Annotated in this window: 20 protein-coding genes and 1 pseudogene; 14 read left to right on the top strand and 7 right to left on the bottom strand. The window is 43.8% G+C overall.

Annotated features, from left to right (window positions below; translation table 11 throughout):
* Positions 1 to 125: 125 nt before the first annotated feature.
* Positions 126 to 1,202 carry a magnesium-protoporphyrin IX monomethyl ester (oxidative) cyclase gene (gene acsF, locus QUA50_RS14800; RefSeq protein ID WP_333057206.1) on the bottom strand — a complete coding sequence of 359 codons (1,077 nt, stop codon included), beginning with the start codon at positions 1,200 to 1,202 and terminating at the stop codon, positions 126 to 128.
* Between the two features lie 416 nt (positions 1,203 to 1,618).
* On the opposite strand from acsF, the gene QUA50_RS14795 reads away from it, so the two are divergent.
* Both QUA50_RS14795 and rpmF read left to right on the top strand, forming a co-directional pair.
* Positions 1,619 to 2,095 carry a TM2 domain-containing protein gene (locus QUA50_RS14795; RefSeq protein WP_333264840.1) on the top strand — a complete coding sequence of 159 codons (477 nt, stop codon included), beginning with the start codon at positions 1,619 to 1,621 and terminating at the stop codon, positions 2,093 to 2,095.
* Positions 2,096 to 2,273: 178 nt separating this feature from the next.
* Entirely contained in the window at positions 2,274 to 2,447 is a 174-nt protein-coding gene (rpmF, locus tag QUA50_RS14790) for a 50S ribosomal protein L32 (protein ID WP_015176601.1), read from the top strand.
* Between the two features lie 42 nt (positions 2,448 to 2,489).
* Here the strand turns inward: rpmF and queA are convergent, their stop codons facing one another.
* The gene (queA, locus tag QUA50_RS14785) at positions 2,490 to 3,629 is read right to left on the bottom strand and encodes a tRNA preQ1(34) S-adenosylmethionine ribosyltransferase-isomerase QueA (RefSeq protein WP_333264800.1); all 1,140 of its coding nucleotides are present in this window, start codon (positions 3,627 to 3,629) and stop codon (positions 2,490 to 2,492) included.
* A 148-nt stretch (positions 3,630 to 3,777) separates the two neighbouring features.
* Here queA and QUA50_RS14780 point away from each other — a divergent pair, with 148 nt between their 5' ends.
* Positions 3,778 to 4,167 carry a hypothetical protein gene (locus QUA50_RS14780; RefSeq protein ID WP_006632408.1) on the top strand — a complete coding sequence of 130 codons (390 nt, stop codon included), beginning with the start codon at positions 3,778 to 3,780 and terminating at the stop codon, positions 4,165 to 4,167.
* A 372-nt stretch (positions 4,168 to 4,539) separates the two neighbouring features.
* On the opposite strand, the gene QUA50_RS14775 is transcribed toward QUA50_RS14780, so the two are convergent.
* The gene (locus QUA50_RS14775; protein ID WP_333264801.1) at positions 4,540 to 5,148 is read right to left on the bottom strand and encodes a YraN family protein; all 609 of its coding nucleotides are present in this window, start codon (positions 5,146 to 5,148) and stop codon (positions 4,540 to 4,542) included.
* A gap of 14 nt (positions 5,149 to 5,162) precedes the next feature.
* Here QUA50_RS14775 and QUA50_RS14770 point away from each other — a divergent pair, with 14 nt between their 5' ends.
* Positions 5,163 to 5,678 carry a pentapeptide repeat-containing protein gene (locus QUA50_RS14770; protein ID WP_333042425.1) on the top strand — a complete coding sequence of 172 codons (516 nt, stop codon included), beginning with the start codon at positions 5,163 to 5,165 and terminating at the stop codon, positions 5,676 to 5,678.
* Positions 5,679 to 6,007: 329 nt separating this feature from the next.
* Here QUA50_RS14770 and dnaG read toward each other — a convergent pair whose 3' ends face one another.
* Positions 6,008 to 8,026 carry a DNA primase gene (dnaG, locus tag QUA50_RS14765; RefSeq protein WP_333264802.1) on the bottom strand — a complete coding sequence of 673 codons (2,019 nt, stop codon included), beginning with the start codon at positions 8,024 to 8,026 and terminating at the stop codon, positions 6,008 to 6,010.
* A 250-nt stretch (positions 8,027 to 8,276) separates the two neighbouring features.
* On the opposite strand from dnaG, the gene QUA50_RS14760 reads away from it, so the two are divergent.
* The 3 genes and pseudogenes from QUA50_RS14760 to QUA50_RS14750 all read left to right on the top strand — a co-directional run bounded on the left by QUA50_RS14760 (position 8,277) and on the right by QUA50_RS14750 (position 12,398).
* On the top strand, positions 8,277 to 9,212 hold the full coding sequence (locus QUA50_RS14760; protein WP_333264803.1) for an NAD-dependent epimerase/dehydratase family protein: 936 nt from the start codon (positions 8,277 to 8,279) through the stop codon (positions 9,210 to 9,212).
* Positions 9,213 to 9,272: 60 nt separating this feature from the next.
* Positions 9,273 to 10,217 (top strand): annotated as a pseudogene (locus tag QUA50_RS14755) (Rpn family recombination-promoting nuclease/putative transposase).
* 18 nt (positions 10,218 to 10,235) lie between these two features.
* The gene (locus tag QUA50_RS14750) at positions 10,236 to 12,398 is read left to right on the top strand and encodes a tetratricopeptide repeat protein (protein ID WP_333264804.1); all 2,163 of its coding nucleotides are present in this window, start codon (positions 10,236 to 10,238) and stop codon (positions 12,396 to 12,398) included.
* Between the two features lie 135 nt (positions 12,399 to 12,533).
* Here the strand turns inward: QUA50_RS14750 and QUA50_RS14745 are convergent, their stop codons facing one another.
* Together QUA50_RS14745 and QUA50_RS14740 are read right to left on the bottom strand one after the other, a co-directional pair.
* Complete coding sequence (locus QUA50_RS14745; RefSeq protein WP_333264805.1) at positions 12,534 to 13,271, bottom strand: hypothetical protein; 738 nt, start codon at positions 13,269 to 13,271, stop codon at positions 12,534 to 12,536.
* A complete protein-coding gene (locus QUA50_RS14740) occupies positions 13,268 to 13,594 on the bottom strand; it encodes an MgPME-cyclase complex family protein (RefSeq protein ID WP_172192102.1) in 327 nt (108 codons plus the stop codon). Before QUA50_RS14740 ends, QUA50_RS14745 begins: the two co-directional genes overlap by 4 nt.
* Before the next feature lie 114 nt (positions 13,595 to 13,708).
* Between QUA50_RS14740 and QUA50_RS14735 the strand changes: the two genes are divergently transcribed.
* A complete protein-coding gene (locus tag QUA50_RS14735) occupies positions 13,709 to 13,915 on the top strand; it encodes a hypothetical protein (protein WP_333264806.1) in 207 nt (68 codons plus the stop codon).
* 292 nt (positions 13,916 to 14,207) lie between these two features.
* Here QUA50_RS14735 and QUA50_RS14730 read toward each other — a convergent pair whose 3' ends face one another.
* Positions 14,208 to 15,629, bottom strand: a complete 1,422-nt coding sequence (locus QUA50_RS14730) for a TIGR03985 family CRISPR-associated protein (RefSeq protein WP_333264807.1) — start codon at positions 15,627 to 15,629, stop codon at positions 14,208 to 14,210.
* 82 nt (positions 15,630 to 15,711) lie between these two features.
* Here QUA50_RS14730 and QUA50_RS14725 point away from each other — a divergent pair, with 82 nt between their 5' ends.
* Genes QUA50_RS14725 through csx19 form a run of 6 tightly spaced genes read left to right on the top strand, consistent with a single transcriptional unit; the run spans position 15,712 to position 23,222 of the window.
* A complete protein-coding gene (locus tag QUA50_RS14725; RefSeq protein WP_333264808.1) occupies positions 15,712 to 17,115 on the top strand; it encodes a hypothetical protein in 1,404 nt (467 codons plus the stop codon).
* Entirely contained in the window at positions 17,115 to 18,728 is a 1,614-nt protein-coding gene (locus QUA50_RS14720; RefSeq protein ID WP_333264809.1) for a Cas10/Cmr2 second palm domain-containing protein, read from the top strand. The genes QUA50_RS14725 and QUA50_RS14720 overlap by 1 nt, the downstream gene beginning before the upstream one ends.
* Positions 18,729 to 18,738: 10 nt before the next feature.
* Positions 18,739 to 19,455 (top strand): RAMP superfamily CRISPR-associated protein, encoded by a 717-nt coding sequence (locus QUA50_RS14715; RefSeq protein WP_333264810.1) that lies wholly within the window; start codon positions 18,739 to 18,741, stop codon positions 19,453 to 19,455.
* Complete coding sequence (locus QUA50_RS14710; RefSeq protein WP_333264811.1) at positions 19,452 to 21,146, top strand: RAMP superfamily CRISPR-associated protein; 1,695 nt, start codon at positions 19,452 to 19,454, stop codon at positions 21,144 to 21,146. The genes QUA50_RS14715 and QUA50_RS14710 overlap by 4 nt, the downstream gene beginning before the upstream one ends.
* Positions 21,139 to 22,659 (top strand): RAMP superfamily CRISPR-associated protein, encoded by a 1,521-nt coding sequence (locus QUA50_RS14705; protein WP_333264812.1) that lies wholly within the window; start codon positions 21,139 to 21,141, stop codon positions 22,657 to 22,659. The genes QUA50_RS14710 and QUA50_RS14705 overlap by 8 nt, the downstream gene beginning before the upstream one ends.
* On the top strand, positions 22,656 to 23,222 hold the full coding sequence (gene csx19 / locus QUA50_RS14700) for a type III-D CRISPR-associated protein Csx19 (RefSeq protein ID WP_333264813.1): 567 nt from the start codon (positions 22,656 to 22,658) through the stop codon (positions 23,220 to 23,222). The genes QUA50_RS14705 and csx19 overlap by 4 nt, the downstream gene beginning before the upstream one ends.
* The last annotated feature ends 8 nt before the right edge of the window (positions 23,223 to 23,230 follow it).

The following is a 23,230-nucleotide window of genomic DNA, read 5'->3' as shown; positions in this document are numbered from 1 at the left end:
TAAATTTCGCTTGAATTTGAAACTCGATCGCACGATCGAGCATCAAAACTAATCTAACATTATACCTAAAAAAAGCGGCTCCGCTTGCCGCAGAACCGCCGTCACAGAGGATGAAAAATCAAAACTTAACGCACAGCGCCCTGTACTGAAGGTGATTCAATTGTTTTCATGAAGTACAGCTTCAACAACTGCCAGCCGTTCGACAAGTACAAAGGCAATTTTTGGAAGAATTGCAAGAATTTCGGAGTATTAGAAGCAACAATTGCTGTCAACTGCTGATTGTTCTTGAGGCAAATATCCAGCCGTTCATAAAATTCTGGATTGTTCACGTCCAGCATGACGGGGAATACGCGGCCTGCTGTTTCGTTGGTCTTTTTGATGACTTCGATGTCGTATTCGCGAGCATCTAGACCGAGCGATCGATAAAAACCCGCACGCTGGATATCATTGAGATACATTGTCGCGAACACCGACAGCAAGAAGAAACGGCACCACAGCTTAGCGCGCCAATCGTTCAACATCTGAGGCTGAGCTCTCATCACCGCATCGAAGAAATCTCCGTGGCGGTTTTCATCCTGGCACCAATTTTCAAAGAATCGGAAAATCGGATAAATCTGGTCTTCAGGATGGGCTTTTAAGTGCTGGTAAATCGTGATGTAGCGCCAATAACCAATCTTTTCAGACAAATAAGTGGCGTAGAAAATAAACTTCGGCTTAAAGAATGTGTAACTGCGGCTCTTTGTCAAGAAACCCAAATCCAGGGACAAATTAAAGTCGGACAGCGCTTTGTTGAGGAATCCGGCGTGCCGCGCTTCGTCGCGGGACATCAGGTTGAAACCCTCGGCGAGCACTGGATTTTTGTCTTTGAGCCTGCGTCCCAATTCTTTGTAAAGCAAGAATCCAGAAAACTCAGCGGTGCAGGAACGTTCTAGAAACTCAATGAACAACTGGCGTTTTTCGCCGTCAATGTGATCCCAAGATTGAGCGAACTCCTCATCCCGCACGAAGTGGTTTTTGTTGTAGTCAACGCGGAACTCTTGGATAATTGCTTCTAGTTCGGCTTCGTTTACCGAGATGTCCATTTTGGCCATCTCGTCAAAGTCTGTTGTGTAAAATCTCGGCGTGAGAATAGTTTCTTTGGCTGGGGCTTTCACTCCCGGCCGCAGTTCTTCAAAAGTGGGTTTTTTGAGGGAATCTACCATATGTTTATTGGATTTCTGCTTATAACTACTCGCTTGTTTCCATTGTCGGGTACTGCGGGCGATCGCGCTCGTGTATGTCCGGCCAGCGCTGGCGGCGCGCTTGGTTTGGCGCTCCGTGTGGAATCCCGGTCTAAGCTGCTGTAATTTCCACGCCCTCCAGTTTACCAAGCTCTCGCCCGCGCAAATATGTTGCTGGCGTTAAGAATTGCTACGCAAAATTACTCATGGGCATGGGCATGGGGCATGGGACATGGGGTCTAGGGCATGGGGAATTGGGGAATTGGTAGTAAATAACCAATAACTTCGGACTATGCACAAATATCTGCAGGTGTCAAACTGTTCAAACACCAGATAGAAAGTACAAAATGGATAAAGGGACTCCGATTCTTAGAATAACCAAGCAGGACGGTCAGAAAATGAGCAATTTGGGTGTTAGTTACCTTTTATGGGCAGCTTGTTTTTTCGGCCCATTCGGACTCCACCGCCTCTACAACGGCAAGATTGGTACTGGTTTACTGTGGCTGTTTACCTTTGGTTTGTGTGGGTTCGGGCAATTGTTTGACTTGCTGCTGCTGCCGAACATGGTGGACGAACACAATGCCAGTCTCAGGGGCAAACTCGGCGTATCTCCTGAAGGTATACCGCTATATCCCAGCAGCGGGGCGATCGCCGCGACATACCCCAAGCCAACTCCAGACCAGTTAGGGGTTAAACTCCTGAAGGCAGCTTATACCAAGAACGGAAGATTATCTGTCACCCAAGGGGTGATGGCAACCGGCGCTACTTTTGCGGAAGTGGAAGAGGCTTTCACGGCAATGCTCAAAACCGGTTATGTGAGTATCGAGAACGATGCGGTAACAGGCGTCGTAATCTACCACTTTCACGAACTTTAGCTGCTGCGGGTGCGTTACCTATGGGATTTGGTCTATTTTTCCAGAAGCTAATCGCTGACGCACCCTACTACTTGACATTGCTGGCCGAGCAGTTGTTGCCGTTTTTCGAGTAAGCATTGGGCAAAATCGGCTAGAATGTTTGTTTGTCTATATAAGCAAGCAGAAAGTATTTAGCGTCATGGCAGTCCCTAAGAAGAAAACCTCCAAATCCAAGAAGAATATGCGTAAGGCCACATGGAAGCGCAAAGCTGCAGTGGCAGCTCAGAAAGCTTTGTCTCTGGGCAAATCTGTTCTGACTGGGCGTTCCAACAGCTTCGTGTATCCCGGCAATGAAGAAGAGGAGGAAGAATAGAAACGGCATACCGGGCATAGGGCGAACCCGATGCCCGATCGATCAATCCTTTTTTGCTGCTGGTAAAATCAGCATGGCATCGCCAAACGAATAAAAGCGGTACTGATGCTCGATCGCTTCTCGGTACAAATCCAACAGCCGAGGCCTTCCAATCATCGCACTTATCATCATCATCAAAGTAGAGCGGGGCAAGTGAAAATTGGTAATCATCCCCTCTACAACCCGCCACTTGTAACCCGGGTAGATAAACAAATTAGTCGGGCCGCAAAAAGGTTGCAAGGAAAAATCGCCACTCGCGGCGGCGGCTCCCTCTAAAGCTCGCACTGCTGTTGTACCCACAGCAACGATCCGCCCGCCTCGGGCTTGAGTTTCCCGGATTTTCTCTACAGTGGCGGGGGGTACTTCCACCCATTCGCCGTGCATTTTGTGAGCCGTCACGTCTGCCACCTCCACCGGGCGAAACGTCCCTACTCCGACGTGTAAGGTGACAAAAGTTTTTTCGATTCCCCGCTGTTCCAAGCGGCTGAACAATTCTTCGGTGAAGTGCAGGCCTGCTGTGGGGGCCGCCACCGCCCCAAGCCTCTCGGCATAAACAGTCTGGTACTGTTCCGCTGAAGCTTGGGAATTTTCGATGTAAGGCGGCAGGGGTACGTGGCCGTATTCGTCCAAAAACTTCGCCAGATTCTCATTTGTGGGGATGTCAAACTCCAACAGCCGTCCCCCTGTGGCGTCGTCCCTCTCTATAACTGTCGCAGTCAATCGACGACGATGGGGCATCGCGGCATCGGGAAGGCAACAGCAAGGAGCTGTGGTCGAGTTCTCACCGGCAGGGGCGATGGGATCAAACTCAATTTTTGCTCCCAACTTCAAGCGTTTCCCCGGTTTAACCAAAGCCAGCCAACAGTTGTGCTGCCGTTCTTCCATTAACAATATCTCCACAGCCGGGCCGTTGGGTTTGTGCCCGTAGAGCCTCGCTGGCAGCACGCGGGTGTTGTTGAGTACCAGCAAGTCGCCCGGTTGCAGCAAATCTGGCAAATCCCGGAAAATCCGGTGTTGCTGGCTGCTGGGAGAATCTACAGCCAGCAAGCGAGAACTGTCCCTCGGCACTACGGGATTTTGGGCAATGCGCGAGGGCGGAAGTTCGTAGTCGTAGCCGTCCAAAGACCAGTCCATCTCTGTCATCAAGTGAATTCCTGTGCGATCGATCTGTCAACTGGGTAACAAATTGGGTAAAAACCCCCATCCAAAGTCGGGTGCTTTTCCCCTTGTGGTGGCGGGTATAGCCCGCGAGGATAGAGGTATAGCATCAGCTTTGCTCATAAGGATCGTTATGGAATACCTCTACTACATAGCCAATACTAGCCTTACTCTGAGAGTCGTGGATTACCTACGCACGGCTCATCATCTTCCCTTGCAATTTATCACTGTTATTCACCAAATTGACGGCTGGGTGGTAAAGGTGAAAATGAGCCAATATTTAACTCCCGAAATGCACGGGGATTTTCGGGCTTTTATGAACGAACTCGGGATTCCTTACGATCCTGAAATTCGCTTGCAAATGGCGCTTTGGAGTTTGGAAACCGGACAGTCGCCACTGAGCGTGATGCGCCGCTACCAGGTGGCAGTGGTTTGTCACGGCAGCCCTGACCGCAAAGAAATTGAAGCGTTTCGCCAGCAATTTGTCAAGGGTCTGGGATATTGCCCGGAAACTCTGGCCTAGATTGCTACGCATATAAGTTAACTGTGATGACAGAACAGGAGAGGGAGAGAAGGGGAAAGCGGGAGAAGATTTAACGCTTTTTTCAGATCCGTTAAAGCTCAAGCAGAGAAATGCGCGACAGCCTAGGCAAGTTAACAGTTAAAAATTACCTAGTGGCTTTCCTTTGAGATTTTACCCTCTAAATTTGAATTAGAGCATATTCCATGTATATGTGGTACATACAATAAAAGCGATCGCCGGCTGTAGGGTGCGTTGCCCACGGGATATCTGCAAGTTTTATCAAATATGAAGCTGCGACGCACCCTACAGATTAACACCACATAATATAGCTGCTACTGTACTTCATGAAGCTGGAATATGCTGTATATATTTTTAATTGCTAAAAGCCGAGCGAATGTATTCTTGCAGGGTGAGTCGGTAGTTTCCGGCAACGGCGGATTGAGAGTTCGCTGCGGTTAATGGCGGTAATATTCGCTTAGTGTTTTGTTGTGAAGGTTCGCACCTGACTAAGGCGACATCAAAGCGACAAGAATTATTTGCTAAATCTGGGTGAGTGCTTAAAAATATTTCGGCTGTCTGCCAAAGTTTGGCTTGTTTTGTTGTGCTAACAGCTAGCATTCCACCAGCATCCCAATTTCCCCGGCGGCGAGTTTTTACCTCTACAAATGCTAATGTTTGGGAATGGGGAATGGGGAATGGGGAATTTTCGTTACCTCTGTTGATTTCGCTTTCTTCATCTCTTCCGAGTGCGATGATGTCAATCTCTCCCCAGCGACAGTGCCACTGGCGGTGCAGGATTTCCCAACCTTGCTGCTGCAACCACTCGGCGACTAAGTTTTCTCCCAATGTGCCGATATCCCTAGAGTTTGGGGATTGGGGGGAATTGGAGTCAGCGGTGGGAAGCGGGCGATTCCCCAGGGGATAGCTACGCTTGACGCGCTTTCTGGTAGAATTCAATTCTGAACTGTCACGACTGCCCATTAGCTTGAACTTGTATGATGATTTCTCGAATTCGCCAACATATTTATACTTTCTTGCTGAGTTTTGTTATTTTAGCAGTAATTGCCGCTGGGGCGATCGGCATTAATCCCGCACCTGCTTTCGCTTTGGATCACGACAAAGAAATCCTAGTCGGCGCTGATTTTACTGGCCAAGTTCTGACTGACGACAGCTTTAATAAAGCCAATCTTCGCAACAGCAATTTTACCAATGCAGATTTGCGGGGCGTCAGCTTTTTTGCGGCCAATATGGAAGAAGCAAATTTAGAAGGCGCTAATTTCACAGGTGCTACTTTAGATTTAGCTCGCATGATGAAAGCAAATTTAACTAATGCTATCCTTGAGGGTGCTTTCGCTTACAATACCAGGCTGGAAGGAGCTATCATTGACGGTGCAGATTTTACTGAGACACTGCTGCGAGACGATATGATAGAAAAACTTTGTAAAGTGGCAAAAGGTACTAATCCGGTGACGGGTAGAGATACTCGCGAAACTCTTTTTTGCGATTATTAATTTATTGTAAAAAGAACGCTCAATCCTCACGACGAACCTGGCTGGTAATTTGTAGGGTGTGTCGCCATCGAAAATTTCTGAATTAAATGAATAATCTCATGGCGACGCACCTGATACCATTTATAAAAAACCTGGTTAGACAAGAAAGACAAGAATTGTTTTTTTCTCCACCCTGTGTCAGGTGTTGATATCATGTCCGATCAATTAACAAGAATATCCCGGCCGGGGCGGGTTTTTGAGCTTGTCAATTATTAGCCGATATGGTTGGTGAACCCGCCCTTACAAAAATTGCGATCGCTCCACCGGACATGATACGATCTAAAATGATATTAGCCCCAAGGCACGGAGGTTAAATCGTAAAAATTAACTTGACGCAGCCGCTCTAATTCCTTGAGCCATTCTTGTTCGGCACAGAATAGTTGGTGATATTCTATAGCTTCTTCGCCACTGCTAGCTGCCTTTGCTTTTTCCCACATATTGAGTGCAATTCGGCGGCGCTTCATGCTGATAATTTGCTCGATACAGGCGAGGGCCGATCTAATTACTAGAGGTGCGCGATAAACGTTTCTTTCTGAGAACTCGTTTAAGTGAAATAAATGCGAGATTTGATTGAGTTGATGGGGATATTCAATGAAGCTATCTTGCAATTTTAATATTAACTCAGAAGGCGCTACTTGTAAAGACATTTTGTGCAATATTTCTGCATTCACAATCTGGTGCCACAAAAATCTGTGGTGAGAAAGGCTAAACTGCACGTCTCTAGCTTCTATTGCTTCTCTGACATCTTGGCGGTATTCGGGACAGTGCAAATAAATCTGCAATAATTGCGCTTCTGCTTCTTCTAAAAGACTGCGGGCTACGGCAGATAAGCTTGATTTTGAGTTTTTGTTTTCGCCGCTTGCACGCTGCTTTTTATATTGTTTGTTCGGCTTCAGTTTGTTTCTAATTAACAGGGGCATTGTCAAAGATTCGTCTTGACTCTGCCGCTTTGCCCAATCGCTGACTACTTGATTGAGCAAGTTTTCAGCGAGCATTTTTGTGAGTCGAAAATCTCCTTTGCTGAGAATTTCTGCGCTTTTTTGCAAATAATGTGCTAGCTGATTGTCGTCAGTGATGTTAGTTAATAATTTGATAATCTTTTTGGTGACTTGCTGGGAAGTATCTGCTTGGTTCAAATCTTGATTGACGAGCATTTGTTGCAGTTGCCAGTCGATCCACAACGGAGCATTTTCGAGCAATTCTCGATATTGTTCTGGCGAGTAAGTTTTGAGGTATTCGTCGGCATCTTTGCCGTCGGGAATGTTGAGTACGCGCAGTTGCACTTCTCCTTGATAAGCGAGTTTTTCTATTTCTCCAATCGCGCGTTCTGCTGCTTGAGTTCCTGCTTTGTCGGCGTCGAAGTTGAGGATAATTTGTTTGGAGTCAGTGTAGCGCAATAACTGGCGCACTTGGTTTAAACTTAAGGCTGTGCCTAGGGAAGCGACGGCGTTGGAGATGCCGGCTGCCTGAAGTGCGATCGCATCAAAGTACCCCTCTACAACCACTGCGCGATCGGCTTTGCTAATGGCTGTTTTTGCTGTATCTAAGGCGAATAAAGTTTTGCCTTTGTCGAACAGTTCTGTTTCGGGAGAATTGAGGTATTTCGGCTGTTCGTCGCCGAGAGCTCTGCCGCCGAAACCGATGACTCTGCCTTGGGTGTCGCGTATGGGAATCATAATGCGATTGCGGAAGCGATCGTAATAACCGCTGCCGCCATTTTTTCGGGGTACAATTAATCCTGCTTGTTCTACTAATGGCGCCGGATAGTTTTTCTGTTCTACTAAATAACTGTAAAGTGCTTCCCAACCTTGGGGTGCATAACCTAATTGAAATTGTTGGATAGTTTCTTCGGTTAGCTTGCGTTCTGATTTGAGATATGCTAAGGCTTCTTCTCCCTGGGTTTGTCGCAAAGCGTGTTCGTAAAAGTTGGCTGTTAGTGCTGAGATTTCATAGAGTTGTTCCCGCAGAGAAATTTGCCGCTGCAATTCTTGTCGGTGTTCTGGTTCGACTGTTTTGACGGGGACTTGATAATTTTTAGCTAGTTCTAATACTACTTCGCTGAAAGGGCGTTTCTCCAATTCCATGAGAAACTTAAAAGCGTTGCCACCTGCACCGCAGCCGAAACAATAATACATTTGTTTGCCGGGACTGACAGTAAAGCTGGGAGATTTTTCGTCGTGGAAGGGACACAAACCTACGAATTCTTTGCCGCGTTTCCGCAAGACGACGCGACCGGAAATAACGTCTACTATGTCTGCTCTTTGTTTGACTTCTTCGATTGTTTCTGGATGCAGCCGGGGAACTTGCATAGGTCTATTTTAGGCGAATTGAAAGTATGTTTATTTTGAGCGATTCCCTGCGGGATAGCTTCGCTTCACGCACAATTCGATCGTCCGGTCGGCAGAAACCGGGTTTTTTACGAAAATACTGGATTTGAGTCTTTGATACTGGTGAAAAACCCGGTTTCTCTGGTGTTTACGCGTAATTGCTATTTGAGTAAAGCTAGGGCATAACTTTATTGTAAGATATTTACACTAACTGTAAGGAGCATCGAAATTAATGCGAATTTTAATGATGGGCGGTACTCGGTTTATTGGGGTTTATCTTACTAAGATTTTAGCAGCACAAGGGCATGAAGTGGTGTTGTTTAACCGGGGCAACAAGCCTGTACCGGTTTCGGGCGTGAAACAGATTCAGGGCGATCGCACAAATGTCGAACAACTAAAAGAAAAGTTATCGACGGTCGAGTTTGACGCTGTTTTTGACAACAACGGCCGCGAACTCAGCGATACAAAGCCTTTAGCTGAAATATTTAAAGGGCGGGTGCAGCACTTTGTTTACATGAGCTCTGCGGGGGTTTATTTGAAGTCGGATCAAATGCCTCATATTGAAGGGGACGCTACCGATCCTAAAAGCCGGCATTTGGGTAAATGCGAAACCGAAAATTACTTGGCCGAGTCCGGTTTGCCTTGGACTTCGATTCGCCCGACTTACATTTACGGCCCCCAAAATTATAACGATTTAGAGGCTTGGTTTTTCGATCGCATTGCGCGCGATCGACCGATTCCGATTCCCGGTAACGGAATGCACTTCACGCAGTTGGGGCACTGTCAGGATTTGGCTAGGGCTATGGCGGCGGTTTTGGGCAACGAAAGGGCGATCGGGCAAATTTACAACGTTTCGGGCGATCGATTTGTCACCTTTGACGGTTTAGCCCGCGCCTGCATTCAAGCGGCAGGCAAATCCCCTGATGCTATTAAGATTGTACACTACGATCCGAAACAATTTGACTTCGGCAAAAAGAAAGCTTTTCCGATGAGATTGCAGCACTTTTTTGCTTCAGTAAATAAAGCTGTCACCGATCTTAACTGGCAGCCGGAATTTGACTTATTTTCTGGTTTGAAAGATTCATTCCAGAATGATTATGTAGTTTCGGGGCGGGACAAAGCCGAGATAGATTTTTCAGTCGATGACGAGATTTTGAAATCCGTTTAAAGTAAAATCAAAGTAAGGTGCGCGCTGTGCACCTTACGCATTTGAAGGAAGAAAAATAACATGAGATTTATCAATCCTAAAATTAGATTTGCATTCAATAAAATATTTGGTTCCACCAAAAATACGGATCTTCTGATTAGTTTTTTGAATGCTATGCTCTATGAAGGGCAACCCATAATTGAAAGTTGAGAGATCGTAGACCCTTATGTTGTCCTCAAAATACTCGGAGCCAAAGATAGCTACTTAGATATTCTAGCAAAACTTAACAACGGCACGTCTATAATTATTGAAATCCAAGTTCTATACGTGCAGACATTGGCTAAGCTAGTTTTGTACAATAGTGCAAAGACTTATGGAACTCAATTAATGATGGGAGAATTGTACAAGGGATTTCAACCTATAATTTCTTTGATGATAGCGGACTTTGAAATGTTTGAGAATTGTCAAGATGTTACTTCACGATTTGTTTTCAAAGAAAAAACTCACCTGTTTGATTATCCATACAATCAGATTGAGTTGATTTTTGTGGAATTGCCAAAATTCAATAAGAAATTGGAGCAACTGACAACGATTCAAGATAAGTGGATTTACTTTCTCAAACATTGCGGTATTTTAGAAGAAATTCCAGCACAAATGAGTGAAGTTCCGCAAATTCAGATAGCTTTTGAAATGGCTCATGAGGGTAATTTAAATTTTCAGGAATCTGATACGTTACAGAAGCAAGAGTTTTTTGTGCAAGATATGCAAACTTTGGTTGAGGAAGCCCTAAAAGAAGGTCGAAAAAAAGGGCAAGAAGAAGCAAAACAAAAAGGCCAGCAACAAGGACAAGTAAAGTTAATTATGCGTTTGCTGAGTCGCTGTTTAGGTCAACTAGACCTCGACAGTCAAACCAAAATTAGCAGATTGCCGATCGACAAATTAGAGAATCTTGCAGAAGCCATGTTAGATTTTTATAATGCCGAAGATTTAACAGCTTGGTTGGAAGCTAATTCTCCAAAAGACTAGGAATATTAGGTAAATCTCATGCTTGGAATCACACTCAGCAGTCGCTACAGTATTATCCGTCACTTGGGAGGCGGCGGATTTGCTCAAACTTACTTAGCTGAAGATAAGCAGCTACCAGGCAATCACCTCTGCGTCGTCAAGCAGCTTAAACCTCAAGCAACAAATCCCGAAACTCTACAGGTAGCTAGACGTTTATTCGATACCGAAGCACAAGTTTTGTACAAGTTGGGAAATCACGATCGCATTCCCCGACTTTTTGCTTATTTTGAAGAAAATCAAGAGTTTTATCTCGTTCAAGAATTTATAGAAGGGCACGATTTAAGCCACGAAATTATACCCCCCCAAACCCCCCCTTACCAAGGGGGGGCTGGACTTGGTTCCCCCCCTTACCAAGGGGGGGCTGGGGGGGGTTATCCTGGAAATTCGGGAGGTATGAAAGAAGATGAAGTTATTTGTATATTGGAGGAAATTCTCGAAATTTTAGATTTCGTACACCAGCAAAATGTGATTCACCGCGATGTCAATCCCCGCAATATCCTCCGCAGAGATAGAGACGGAAAATTAGTTTTAATTGACTTCGGCGCAGTCAAAGAAATTACTACTCAAATCACCAATCCTCAGCCCAAGAATAGCTTGAGTGTCAGTATCGGTACTCCCGGTTATATGCCCAGCGAACAAGCTCACGGCAACCCGAAACTCAGCAGCGATATCTATGCTGCAGGTGCGATCGCAATTCAGTTCCTCACTGGCATAAATCCTCACCAAATGCCAAGAAACCCCGATACAGAGGAAATTATTTGGCAGGACAAAACCTCAGTCAGTCCTGAATTTGCGACTATTTTAGATAAGATGGTAAAGTACGATTTTCGGCAGCGTTATTCTAGTGCCGGCGAAACGCTGCAAGCTATTAAAGAATTGAAAAATTCTTTCAGCGGTACAGTTCCTGTATTGCCTCCGGTTGCTGCTGCGAATAAGCCTCTAAAATCCAGAAAAAAACTGTATTTTAAAATATTGTCGATCGCCAGTTTAATTGGCATCAGTATTATAGCATCAATTTATGGTGTAAATACTTTTAATTCTGCCAATGCAACTGATTTGTACAACCGAGGCAATACTCTTTACAATTTAAGCCGATTTGAAGAAGCTCTGGCCGCTTACGAGCGAGCAATAACTCTCAAGCCGGACTACGCGGAAGTTTGGCAGGAAAAAGCTAAAACTTTGTACGAATTGAAAAAATACCGAGAATCGCAGGCAGCTTACGATCGAGCCATAGAATTAAAGCCAGAATACTTAGAAGCTTGGACGGGACGCGGTTATGCTTTGGATAAGTTGCAACAGTCTCAAGAGGCGATCGCATCTTTTGATAACGCTTTGAAAATCCAGCCCGACTATGCCGAAGCCTGGGAAGGCAGAGGCGATACTTTGTTAGATTCGCAGCGGTACGAAGAGGCGATCGCATCCTACGAAAAAGCTGTACAATTTCAGTCCAATTTGTACCGTGCTTGGTACAACCGGGGACAAGCTTACCAAAAATTAAAACAGTACGATCGAGCCGTAGAATCCTATCAAAAAGCACTTGAAATCAAATTCGATAATTATGAAGCTTGGTACAATTTAGGCAATGTTTTCCTAGAATTAAACAAAAACCAAGAAGCTTTTGAAGCCTACGAAAAAGCTGTTCGGTTTCAGCCAATTTTTTATCAAGGGTGGTACAGTAAAGGCATCGCTTTGCTGAAAATGCGGAGGCATGAACAAGCGGTAGAAGCTTACGAAAAAGCTGTCAAATTAAAACCTGATTATTATCAAGCCTGGTACAATTTAGGCTGGTCGTACCACGAATTACGCAGGTACGAACAAGCAATTGAGTGTTACAGCAGAGCCTTAGATTTAAACCCGAAAGAATATCAAGCGTGGTACAATAGAGGAAATGCTCAGTCCAATTTAAAGCGGTACGAAGATGCGCTAGTCTCTTACAATGAAGCCGTCTATGTCAGGCCTGACTACTCGGAAGCCTGGTACAGCCGCGGCAATGCACTGATGGCGGTAAAAAGATACGAAGATGCTATCGCCTCCTATGACAAAGCAATTCGCTACAAACCCGATTACTCCGCTGCAATGGAAGCAAAAAAGCGGGCAGAAAGTCAGCTAGGAACCATTCAGCCACAGCCCAAACCACAATAATTATTAATACCAATTTAAAATGTGAAGTTGTATATATTCCGATCCCCCTAAATCCCCCTTAAAAAGGGGGACTTTGAATTCTTGCTCCCCCTTTTTAAGGGGGCTGGGGGGATCGAATTTTTTTAATCTTAACTTTTAGCGAACAGCGGGAGCAATTACGGTAACTCGGCGGCTGTCTACTAACATCGGCCAAAAACCTCGATCGCTCAATGCTTTTACTGCTGCAGTAGCGGCGTTTTGATCCGTTGTATAAGCGACGAATAAAAAGGGACGCTGGCCGTAGGAAGCTAAGCCTACTTGCGTGCCTAATGCTTGCCTGACTTGCGAGGCTAATTCCGGTTGGTTGAAGTAATCTACTAACACTGCATAACCAGGGCCCAGGGGTTGGGGATTAAAGTCAAGATTTCCGGTTGCAGGATTGGTGGTTGGTTCAAAACCTGGTGCTGGCTGAGGGTTGTAGACTGGCAAATTTTGGGGTAGTGCCGCTGCGGGCGATCGTACTACGTAAGCTTGCAATCCGACAACATCTTCGATGTATTTAACCCAATCGCTGGCGATTTGCGAGTCGCGAAAGCCACCAACTCGCGTCACCGTGTCATTGATGTACCGACAAACTGTGTTGTTAGTATTTCCAGGGAAAGAGCGTTTTGCTCTTTCTTGCTGTTCGGGTGTTCTGGTGACAATTAACAGTAGATATTCATCGGGCTGCGGCGGTTGGCAGCTCGACTGAGCTTTAACAGAACTCGATAAAATTGTCAAGACTAAAAGGGCGATCGAAGTAGCAGAAAATAGGGGGAGAGACAAAATAAATTTGTACAATTTACCCCTAATTGTTGTTAGTTGTTTTGTCGGATATTTTGGTCTTTTATTCATGCTGTCTGTAGGGATGCGAGGGCATCAGGAATAGTTGGTGATGGTGCTTGAAATTCACCTGTCAGTACATATTCTAATCGCAGTTTCAACCAGGTGATGAAGACAGGATCGGTAGAAATAATAGCGGCGGCTGGCTGAGGGCATTTTGCTTTAACTTCTGCCATTGTCGGTGCTTCTAGGAAAGCCGGCTGCTTGACCAACCAGAAGTCTATTTGTTTTTCTTGTTCGTTGTAGTTGCGAGTTCTTTCTTTAAACACTTCATCTAGGGCTTCTTCTTCTAGCAAAAAGCGTTGGCTGGCTAAAACGTAGTAGTAGGTTTGCATTTTTCTCGGTTGTTATGGGTTGACGGTTTGCGGTTAATGCCGCCTGTACTGGCCAGTTTTGCCGGTCAAGGGCGGGTTTGCCGAGTTGCGGCAGTTGGAGAGTTCTAGACTCTTGTGCCGTTTACTTTACCTTATTTGCTGTCATCTTGGGTAGATGCAGAGCAAGTCGCCTCAGAAAAATCTTTGGTGGTGAGTGTTGGGGGAGTTGTGAGAGTTGCGAGAGTTGCTGGTTTTTTCGGGATTTGGGCGATTATTTTTCGGGCTGGCGATTTTCGGGAAAATTTAGGTGACAATAGGAAATTAGATGGAATTGCAGGTTGAATAATTACCAATTATTGAGGCAATCTGGGGGCTGTTAAACCTGATTGGGAGTGGTTTGCATATGAAAAGTTGTTGGAGTGCGATCGCCAATCGAGCTTGTTATGACGACTGTAATATATAGTGTAATATAAATCGTAAGGCTCAGAGTTTAAACTCTGAACGTTGTAAACTTTGGTACTTTTTGGGAGCGATCGCCCTAATTAACCCAAACTTTCTCAAACGGGCGATCGCCCTTCACTTCTGCCGTTCCGTCAAGGGCGATCGCCCCTTACGCCCAATTTGTGGTATTTTCCTATTTATACAAATTCCAAGTATTTTGACTTTCTAGAGCCATTTCTTGCCGCAAATCCCAAGGTAGTAAAACTTCAACTTTTGAACCCAACGCTCTCAACCATCTGACGACATAGTAGTCTGTAAGTCGGTACTTGAGTTCGTAGTAAATATCCGTGGTAGGACGAGACTGAAGTATATCTAAAAGAATCTGTCGATTTTCTGGTTTGGGAGTGTATTGTGTGATTAATGTGGCAGCGCGATCGCAGTCTATGGCGCTAAAGGTATGGTGAATGCTGATTCCCTGCATATAACTTTGATGAAAATCGCGATCGAACCGCAATACCATCACCCCGATTTCTTTATAAAAGTCGCAACCCCAAGCTTGTTTTAACATCGCGTTGACTGTTTGAGGGGTTGGTAAGCAATTTACTGCGTATTGCTCTCTTAATAATTGAGGGACGCGGGTGTCTTGCCAATTGAGAGGTTCTAGACGTTTAGAAATAATGCGATCGAGGCGATATTTATACCAATTGATTTCACCTCTAGGGGTGCTGCCATAGGCACAGAGGTATTTGGCATATTCCATAAAGTAAATGCAAACCGGGTAAACAACGCATTCCTTAATCAGATTTTGATGAGCGCTGTGATAGGTGAGGAGTAAAGGGGGAATTTGTCCCGAGTCCCAAATTTCTTGCAATTCGCTCTGAATTTGATCTACAGTATCTTCCATAGGACTAGATTCTGGGACTACATAATCCACGTATAAAAACACGCGATTATTATCTTCATCTAGTTCCTCTTCTGAAATTTGTTCGGCTAACACGGGGAAACTAGGATCGAGAAAACTAAACCTACCCAATGCGCTAGCTACATAAGCTTGAGCTTTTGGAGTTAAATGGCGATCGAGGGGAGAGTTTTCTGTTTGACTGTAAATTGACGGTTTTTTTTCCACCCGGCGATATTGCTTGCTCCTACCAGCAACATCAGCAACCCGTTCCAAGCAATGGCGACTCACCAATAAATCGAAATCACTTTGAAGGGATTTGCGAACTTGAGCAAATAACCTTTCTTCCAATAACTCGTCTAAATCAGTATCGGCAATAGATATTTGCTTTTGCAAAGACTGTCGCCACTCAGTTACAGATACATTCCATTTTGTCAACCACTGTTCCGTTGTTTTGTTGCAAGCACAATGGGGGTTCGGATAGTTAAGAATATCTTCTTGCTTTTCATCCTTATAATTCTCCCCAAAGAAGGCGGCGCGCCAATCGGCATAGGTAAAGGAATTGTCAAGGGCAATATATCCCTCATCGCTGTACAGCCAACTTACCAAAACCCACAATCTGATGGCACGGGTGAGATTTTGAATTTGGTCGAGGGTTCCGTTGGCTAAATCCTGTAACAGCCGGGGTTGTGGGGGATTGCGAAAAGTTACGTTCACTGTCGGTTGATGAATTTATGTTGTATTTTCTAGAGTAACAGCGATCGGAAGGGGGTATTTCCGATAGGATGCAATAATCGGCGTGAAAGTTGAGAAAGACGGAGAGACAGGCTTTATGAGTACATCTGAGTTAGACAAGTACAAGGTTGACCACCTGTTTCTGCTAATTGGGGAGAACCCTTTGCCAAATTATGTAGCGGCGAAGACCTTGGTAGCAGAAGGCGGTAAAGCCTATCTAGTCTTCACCGAACACACCCAAAAACCTGCCGAACGTCTTAAGGACGCATTAGGCTTGAGTGACAACGAAATGCTTCCTTTGGATAACAACGAATCCAATCCTTGCGAAATCAAAAAGAGGATTCGAGACAAAATCAAGGAAATTCAAGACAACCCAGATAATGCAAACAAAAAGCAGTTTGGACTGAACTACACAGGCGGAACAAAAGCAATGGCTGTTCATGCTTATCAAGCGCTACTTCAGCCCAGTCTTGAAGACCCTACATACAAGCTTAACCCTGAACCTAGATTCAGTTATTTAGATTCTCGTAATCTAAAGATGCTGATTGACCAGTCAACTAATCCCATTCCTTTAGATATACCTAAAGACAAACTTGATTTTTCGTTAGAAAAGCTTTTCAAATTACATGGCTTTACCCTCAGTAAACCGCCAAAAACTAAAGTCACACTTCCTGAGTTGGTAGAAGCTATAGTTAAGCACAAATCTGATTGGCAAAATTGGTGTCGCAAGGTACTACGTTTAGAAGCCAGAAATAAGATAGAGCTAGGAGAGGTCAAAAATACCAATAATGAAATAGAAAAAGTTTTTGAATTAGGTGACTGGAAAAATGCTGGTGAAATTAGGAAAATAGCCTTACCAACTCTTGAGTTGCCACAAGAAATTACTAATTTTATGGAAGAGAAAAAATTACTTGATGATAACGGATGTTTATCTATCCCAAAAATAGAAAGAGCAAGCATAATACCAAAACCAAGTCAACCAAACAGATATCCAAAAGAGATTTGTAAATGGCTTGAGGGAGTTTGGCTAGAAGATTATGTTTTACAAAAGTTAAAAGACCTTCAGCAACAAGAGCAAAAAGAAATTGATGAAAAACTAAAAAAAGAGGAGGAAAGGTTAATAGATGAAGTAGGAATGTCATTCAATTTCCCCGAAAATGCTGATATTGGTCATTTTGAATTCGATGTTGCCTTTTTGCGGGGATATCAACTTTTTGCACTATCCTGTACGACTGATACTGAGCCTGGGTTATGCAAGTTAAAACTATTTGAAGCTTATCGTCGAGCGCGACAGATGGGAGGAGATGAGGCACGAGTTGCTTTAGTCTGCTGCTATGACAGGCCTGAGAGAATCAAACAAGGGTTTATGTCTCAAATTAAAGATGATAAGGTGAATGTTTTTGGTTTAGGCGACCTGGCAGACCTATCAGAAAAACTGAAAACCTGGATTCAGGAGGTAGATAAATAATGAGTAAATATATTGCCACAGTAATTGATACCACTGGAATTCAGAAGTACATTTTCGGCAGTAACCGACTGAAGGAAAATGTTGCTGGTTCTTACTTGGTGAAATTAGCGACCGATGATTGGGTGAAAGAATGTTTGACAGATATGGGTAATGTTTACATTCCCGATCGCAATCCCAGTCAAGCTGAACCGCGCATTAACGAAGAGCCTGAAATTATTGCTGAGTTAATCTACTCCGGTGGTGGCAATACGTTTTTATTATTCCGAGATACGGAAGAAAACTATGCCAGAAAGTTTACTGAAGCTTGGAGCAAAAAGATACTTTTTAAAGCCCCAGGACTTAATGTTGAAATTGCCCATCAATCATTTGATTGGAATCAGAGGTTGTTACAAGATGTCATTGAAAATGACCTAATCAAAGGCAAGCTAGACATTCAAAAAAGAAAACCAAGACCTTCGGCTCCTTTATTGGGTTTAGGAGTGACGGCTAGCTGTGTTTCAACTGGATTAGTCGCTGTAGAAACAAGAGAAATTGATGGAGTTACAAGACCAATATCCAGAGAAGTTGTTAAAAAGCTGGATAAAGTTAATGAAGCTAACGGGGAACTGAGAAAAATACTATTTGACGATCGCAAACCTAGAAAGCGTAACGAACAGTATGACATTCCTCTGGATGTTGACGATTTAGGACGCTCAGAAAATGAAAGCAGCTATATTTCAGTAGTTCATATTGATGGTAATCAGATGGGTAAACGATTTGAACGTTATGGAAAAAACCAATCTGATAACCAAAAGTTTATTATTGCAATGCGTAAGCTTTCCTGGGGAGTTAGTGAAGCTAGCCGCAGAGCATTGGAAGCAGTGGGTAGTGCAGTAATTAAGTTAGTTGATGAAGAGAAATTTGAGATTAAAGATAACTACTTACCATTTCGCCCAATTGTGTACGGTGGTGATGATGTTACTTTTGTGTGTGATGGACGATTAGGTTTATCGTTAGCAGTTAAATTCTTAGAAAAATTTGAGGAATTTACTCAGGACTTACCTGATGGAGAAGGTAAAGCAACAGCTTGTGCAGGGATTGCTATTGTTAAAACTCACTATCCTTTTTCACGAGCTTATGCGTTGAGTGAATCATTATGCAGTCAAGCTAAACAGTGGATGAAAAAAGAAACACATGATTATAAAAAACCATTATTTTCTGCCCTTGATTGGCATATTGCAGCTAGTGGTCTTTTGGGAAGTATTGGTGAAATTCGCGATCGCGAGTACAGCGTACAAATTCCAGAAAGGGATAAACCTGGATCGTTGACTATGCGACCAATGCGATCGCACCCTTGCCCAAATCAGTGGCGTACTTGGGCTGGTTTCTCCCAAGTAGTCAATGATTTTCTAACACATAAGGACTGGAAGGAGCGTCGCAATAAAGTTATGGCGCTACGCGAAGTATTGCGACAAGGAAAAAAAGCAACAGAGCAATTTAGACAAGTTTACAGTTTAGAAAGTCTACCAATATTTCCCGAAGCCAATTCTAGTCTTGCAAAAGAAGGTTGGTATACAGACATATGTGGCTATTTTGATGCAATTGAAGCAATGGATTTTTACACATCTCTATAAAAATAACCAGATGAGTACCTACACCCTAAAAATTAAACTTTGGAGCGATACGACCTTTGGACGTGGTGATGGAGTGGCAGGTTTAGTTGACCAAGAGGTAGAACACGATCGCTATGGATTTCCCTATTTACGGGGACGCACTCTTAAAGGTTTGCTGAGTGAGGAGTGCGATAACTTAATCACTGTGTTACCAGATGAGAATCAGCGTCAGCAATGGCAAGAAGTTGCCAATCGTTTGTTTGGTATACCGGGAAGTACCCTTGATACTCAGGCAAAAATTCATGTCGGAGATGCTTGTTTACCTGATGATTTACGAAAGGCGATCGCAGCACAGCTAGATGCAGAGCAAGACAGAAAGCGAAGGGACTCCACATACAAACCTACTATAACTTCAACAGATATTCTTGAATCTCTGACTACCATTCGTCGTCAGACTGCGATCGATCCTGAAGATGGCGCACCTAGTGAACACAGCTTGCGCTCGGCTCGTGTAATTCTGCGAGAATTGCCTTTTGAATCAAAACTTTTATTTGAAACTGAACTCAATAAAGGTTCTGATGACCATAAAGATATGTTAGCGCTTATGGCAGTGGGTACATTAGCACTGCGACGGATTGGAAGCGGACGCAATCGAGGTCGGGGTCACGTACAATGCAGCCTACACAACTCTACCAATGAGATTACAAAAGATATGAATTTTATCGAGCGTTTTGGGAGAATCAGATGAAAGCAGTGAGGTTTTTATTGCATACTCAGCAACCGATTCTAGCGACATCCATACAGGGAGATCCTAACAGTGATGTATCGTATCCCTATATTCCTGGCAGCATGATTCGCGGGGTGCTGATTGGCCGCTATCTCAAGCGTCATGGACTGCGAGAAACCGATGATATTCTAGATAATCAGAGTTTCCCAGATGTAACCAGATTGTTTTTTGACGATGGGAAAACTCGTTATTTGAATGCCTATCCCATCGCTCGTCAGCACAAACGTACTTTACCTGTACCGCGTTCCTGGTACAAAGATAAAGGTGTGGAATTTTCGGAAACAGAAAATAAAACTGTATATGATTTTATTAGCCAAATTCCAGTTGATGAACGAGAGGAAGATTTATCGCCTAAACTCTTAAAGGAAGACTTCTGTACTGTAGAGGATGATGAAATAATTCTGTACAGAGTGAAGCGGCGGATCAATATTCACAATCAGCGCGATCGCCAAAAAGGCAGGGGAACAGAGGCTAACGGTGCTATATTTTGCTACGATGCCATAGATGCAAGGCAGAGTTTTCAAGCGGTTGTCTTATGCGACTCTCAAGACGATAAAGACATCATTGAATCTTTACTGCAACCAAAGGATATCTGGTTAGGTGGTTCCCAAAGTGCAGGCTACGGTCACACCACAATAGAGCTAATATCAAACGATGACGATTGCCATGAAGTAGGAATGGCCACTCAAGAGCGAATAGAACAAAACGAAAATTTAACGATTACGCTTCTCAGTGACATGATTCTACGCAATGAATGGGGACAAGTAGTAGCCGAGCCTGAAGTATTACGTCAGCTACTTTCAGCATCGCTAAATGTAGAACTTGAATTTCAAGAAGGGGGAATATATGCCAGCAGTCTTATTGTTGGAGGATTCAATCGTAAATGGGGACTACCTTTACCTCAAACTTTAGCTTTTGCAGCAGGAAGTGTCTTTGTTTTTCACAAAGTTAACCTTGATTTGCAAAGAATTAAACTACTTGAGGAACAAGGGATTGGAGAGAGGAGGGTAGATGGTTTTGGACGAGTTATCACCAACTGGTTAAATGATGAACATACAGAATACAAGGCAAGACTGCCACAGTCAGAACCCAAATCCGCTAACACACCTGAATCATTATCACCCGACTCATTAAAAATTGCTACCAATATAGCTACTAGAATACTACGGACCAAACTCGATCAACTGTTGTTAAAGGAAGTTAGCAGTATTGAACTGACAAAGAAAGAGCTAATTTCAAATAGTCAACTTTCTCGGTTAATGCTTGTAACTAGAAAGGCATTGTCTGAGCTTGATATCGAGAATGACAAACCGGAAGCTGAACGTAAGACTATTACAGAATTAGCTGAGCCTGTTCGTGAGTTACTACGCAATTTGCCATCTAATGCTCGCAGACAATTTGAGAGTATCAGACTAATCACAGGTGAAAGACTGGATGAGAAAATTCATAATTGGCTGAATTTTCCAGATAGGTGGCTTAATAACTCTTGGCGTAGCGATCCACACACTAAAAACTTAGTGGTTTCTGATCGGCCAACAGTGAGGATTGCTAGTGTACCGCAAGGTTTTGATAATTATACAGCACTCGAATATTCACTCCGCTTAATTATGGCAGTTGCAAAAAAGACCATGAAGGAGAAAAACAATGACTGAACTGCGTCATAAGTCAAATCGCCATATTATCAAACGGATTATTGTACGCGGCACTCTAGTATTAGATACACCCACCTGTCTGGGAAGTGGTGATGCAGATAGTCCAACTGATTTGCCGTTGCTTCGGGATAGTATCAGTAACCATGCTTTGCTGACAGGTTCATCAATTGCAGGTGCTTTACGGAACTATTTACGGGAACGAAACAAGGGATATCAAGAAAGCGACAGACGCTACGACTTAGCAGCCAAAGTATTTGGCGACCTCTTTGCCTATAAAGATGAAAAGGGTAAAAGTGAAAAAGAAAAGATTAAGTTAAGAGAACAAGATTCTCAAAGTCTTCTGATTATTGATGATGCGATCGGCACTAAACCAATCAAAGCTGAACTCAGAGATGGAGTAAAAATCAATGGGGCTACAGGAACTGCAGAAGATAAAGCTAAGTATGACTTAGAGTTGCTGCAAGCTGGGACAGAATTTCCTCTAAGTTTTGAGCTCTTGGTCGAGAGAGAAGCTAATGAAGCTGATTTACTAAAAGGACTAGCGATCGCACTTTCCGGCTTAGAAAATCATGAAATCAGCCTCGGCATGAAAAAGCGGCGCGGTTTTGGTCGCTGTCATGTCAAAGAGTGGCAAGTTTGGAACTTTAACCTCGAAGATCCGGACGATCGCACTGCCTGGTTAAATTTTGAACATTGGCGCACAGATTTATTGCCCGATCGCACAACTTATCCGTCAATTGCGACAGCGCTGGAAGTATCATTAGAGAATGAGAGCGATCGGCGCGATCGCTTCGTCATCCACGCTCAATTCCAATTAGTCGGTTCTCTCCTCATCCGTTCCGGTCAAGATTCTACGGGACGAGCTCCCGATGTCGTACACTTGAAATCTCATCAACCAAATTCACCTAATCCAGAATCAGTATTATCCGGTACGAGTTTAGCAGGAGTATTGCGCCATCGAGCCGAGCGAATTGTTAACACGCTGGGCGCTAGTTCCACACTTGTGAAGGAGTTATTTGGTTTTGTTGAGGGGAAGGAAGCACAATCAAGCCGATTAGTTGTTCGCGAGAAAGTCATTGAAAATGCAACTGATTTAGTACAAACTAGAATTGCGATCGATCGCTTTACCGGAGGTGCATATCACGGCGCACTATTTGAGGAACAACCTATATTTGGTGGCGATAAAACCCTTGTCACTGTTGAGCTAGAGTTACGCAAGCCCGCAAAGTATGAAATAGGATTGCTGTTACTATTGTTGAAAGATTTGTGGACAAGCGATTTACCTGTAGGAGGTGAAAGCAGTATTGGCAGAGGGCGTTTAAAAGGAATTAAGGGAGACTTAATCTGGCATCATCCAGACAATCCGCAACAATGGACAATTTATGAAGAAAATGATGAGTTAAAAATTCTCGATTCACTCAACCCAACTCAGTCGGAAAAGTCAGTTAGAGATAAACTAGAAGGATTTGTTAAAGAATTGTGGGCACATTTAGAAAAGGAGGTAGAGGTATGAAGAATGCGATCGATTGTTCGGGAGAAGTTAAAGAATTTGCGGATGACGATGCTTTGCACATTTGGCTAGAGGAGCAAGCCAAGTCTTATCAGCTACCTTATTTGTTAGCTCATGCTGAGGATGGGGTAATTTGGGGCAGTTTTGATAATGGAATGTTGATAACGGCTGAAAAGGTATTTCACAAACCGGATTTTAATGTTGATTTTCCCAAGCTGCGGTTATTGACATTGCAACAATGTCGTGTATTTGGTGAAAATGGTGAAGTCTTTCTTTGGCAGAGTGGAGGGAAGTGGAAAGGGCGTTTCATCGCTCAGTCAGAACAGGATAAAATTATAGAAAGCCAAATTCTTTATGGAACGCAGGGAAAAGAGAGAGAAGGCTTTACCTTACTTTCTGATGGTTCTCAAGGACTCAGACACGCTGTACCCTTAACAAGTATTACTTTTGATGGAAAAAACCGTCCCGTGCGTCTTGTAGTACATCATTATATTACTCACGATGTTACAGGTGTAGCTCGGATATATCTCAGCCGTCTTGTTGATTTAAAGACTCAGAAAAACTAGGAATATTG

Source organism: Microcoleus sp. M2_D5, assembly GCF_036701935.1.
Lineage (GTDB): Bacteria > Cyanobacteriota > Cyanobacteriia > Cyanobacteriales > Microcoleaceae > Microcoleus.
The sequence above is the reverse complement of the archived record's forward strand: the minus strand, read 5'-3'. Positions and strand labels throughout refer to the sequence as shown.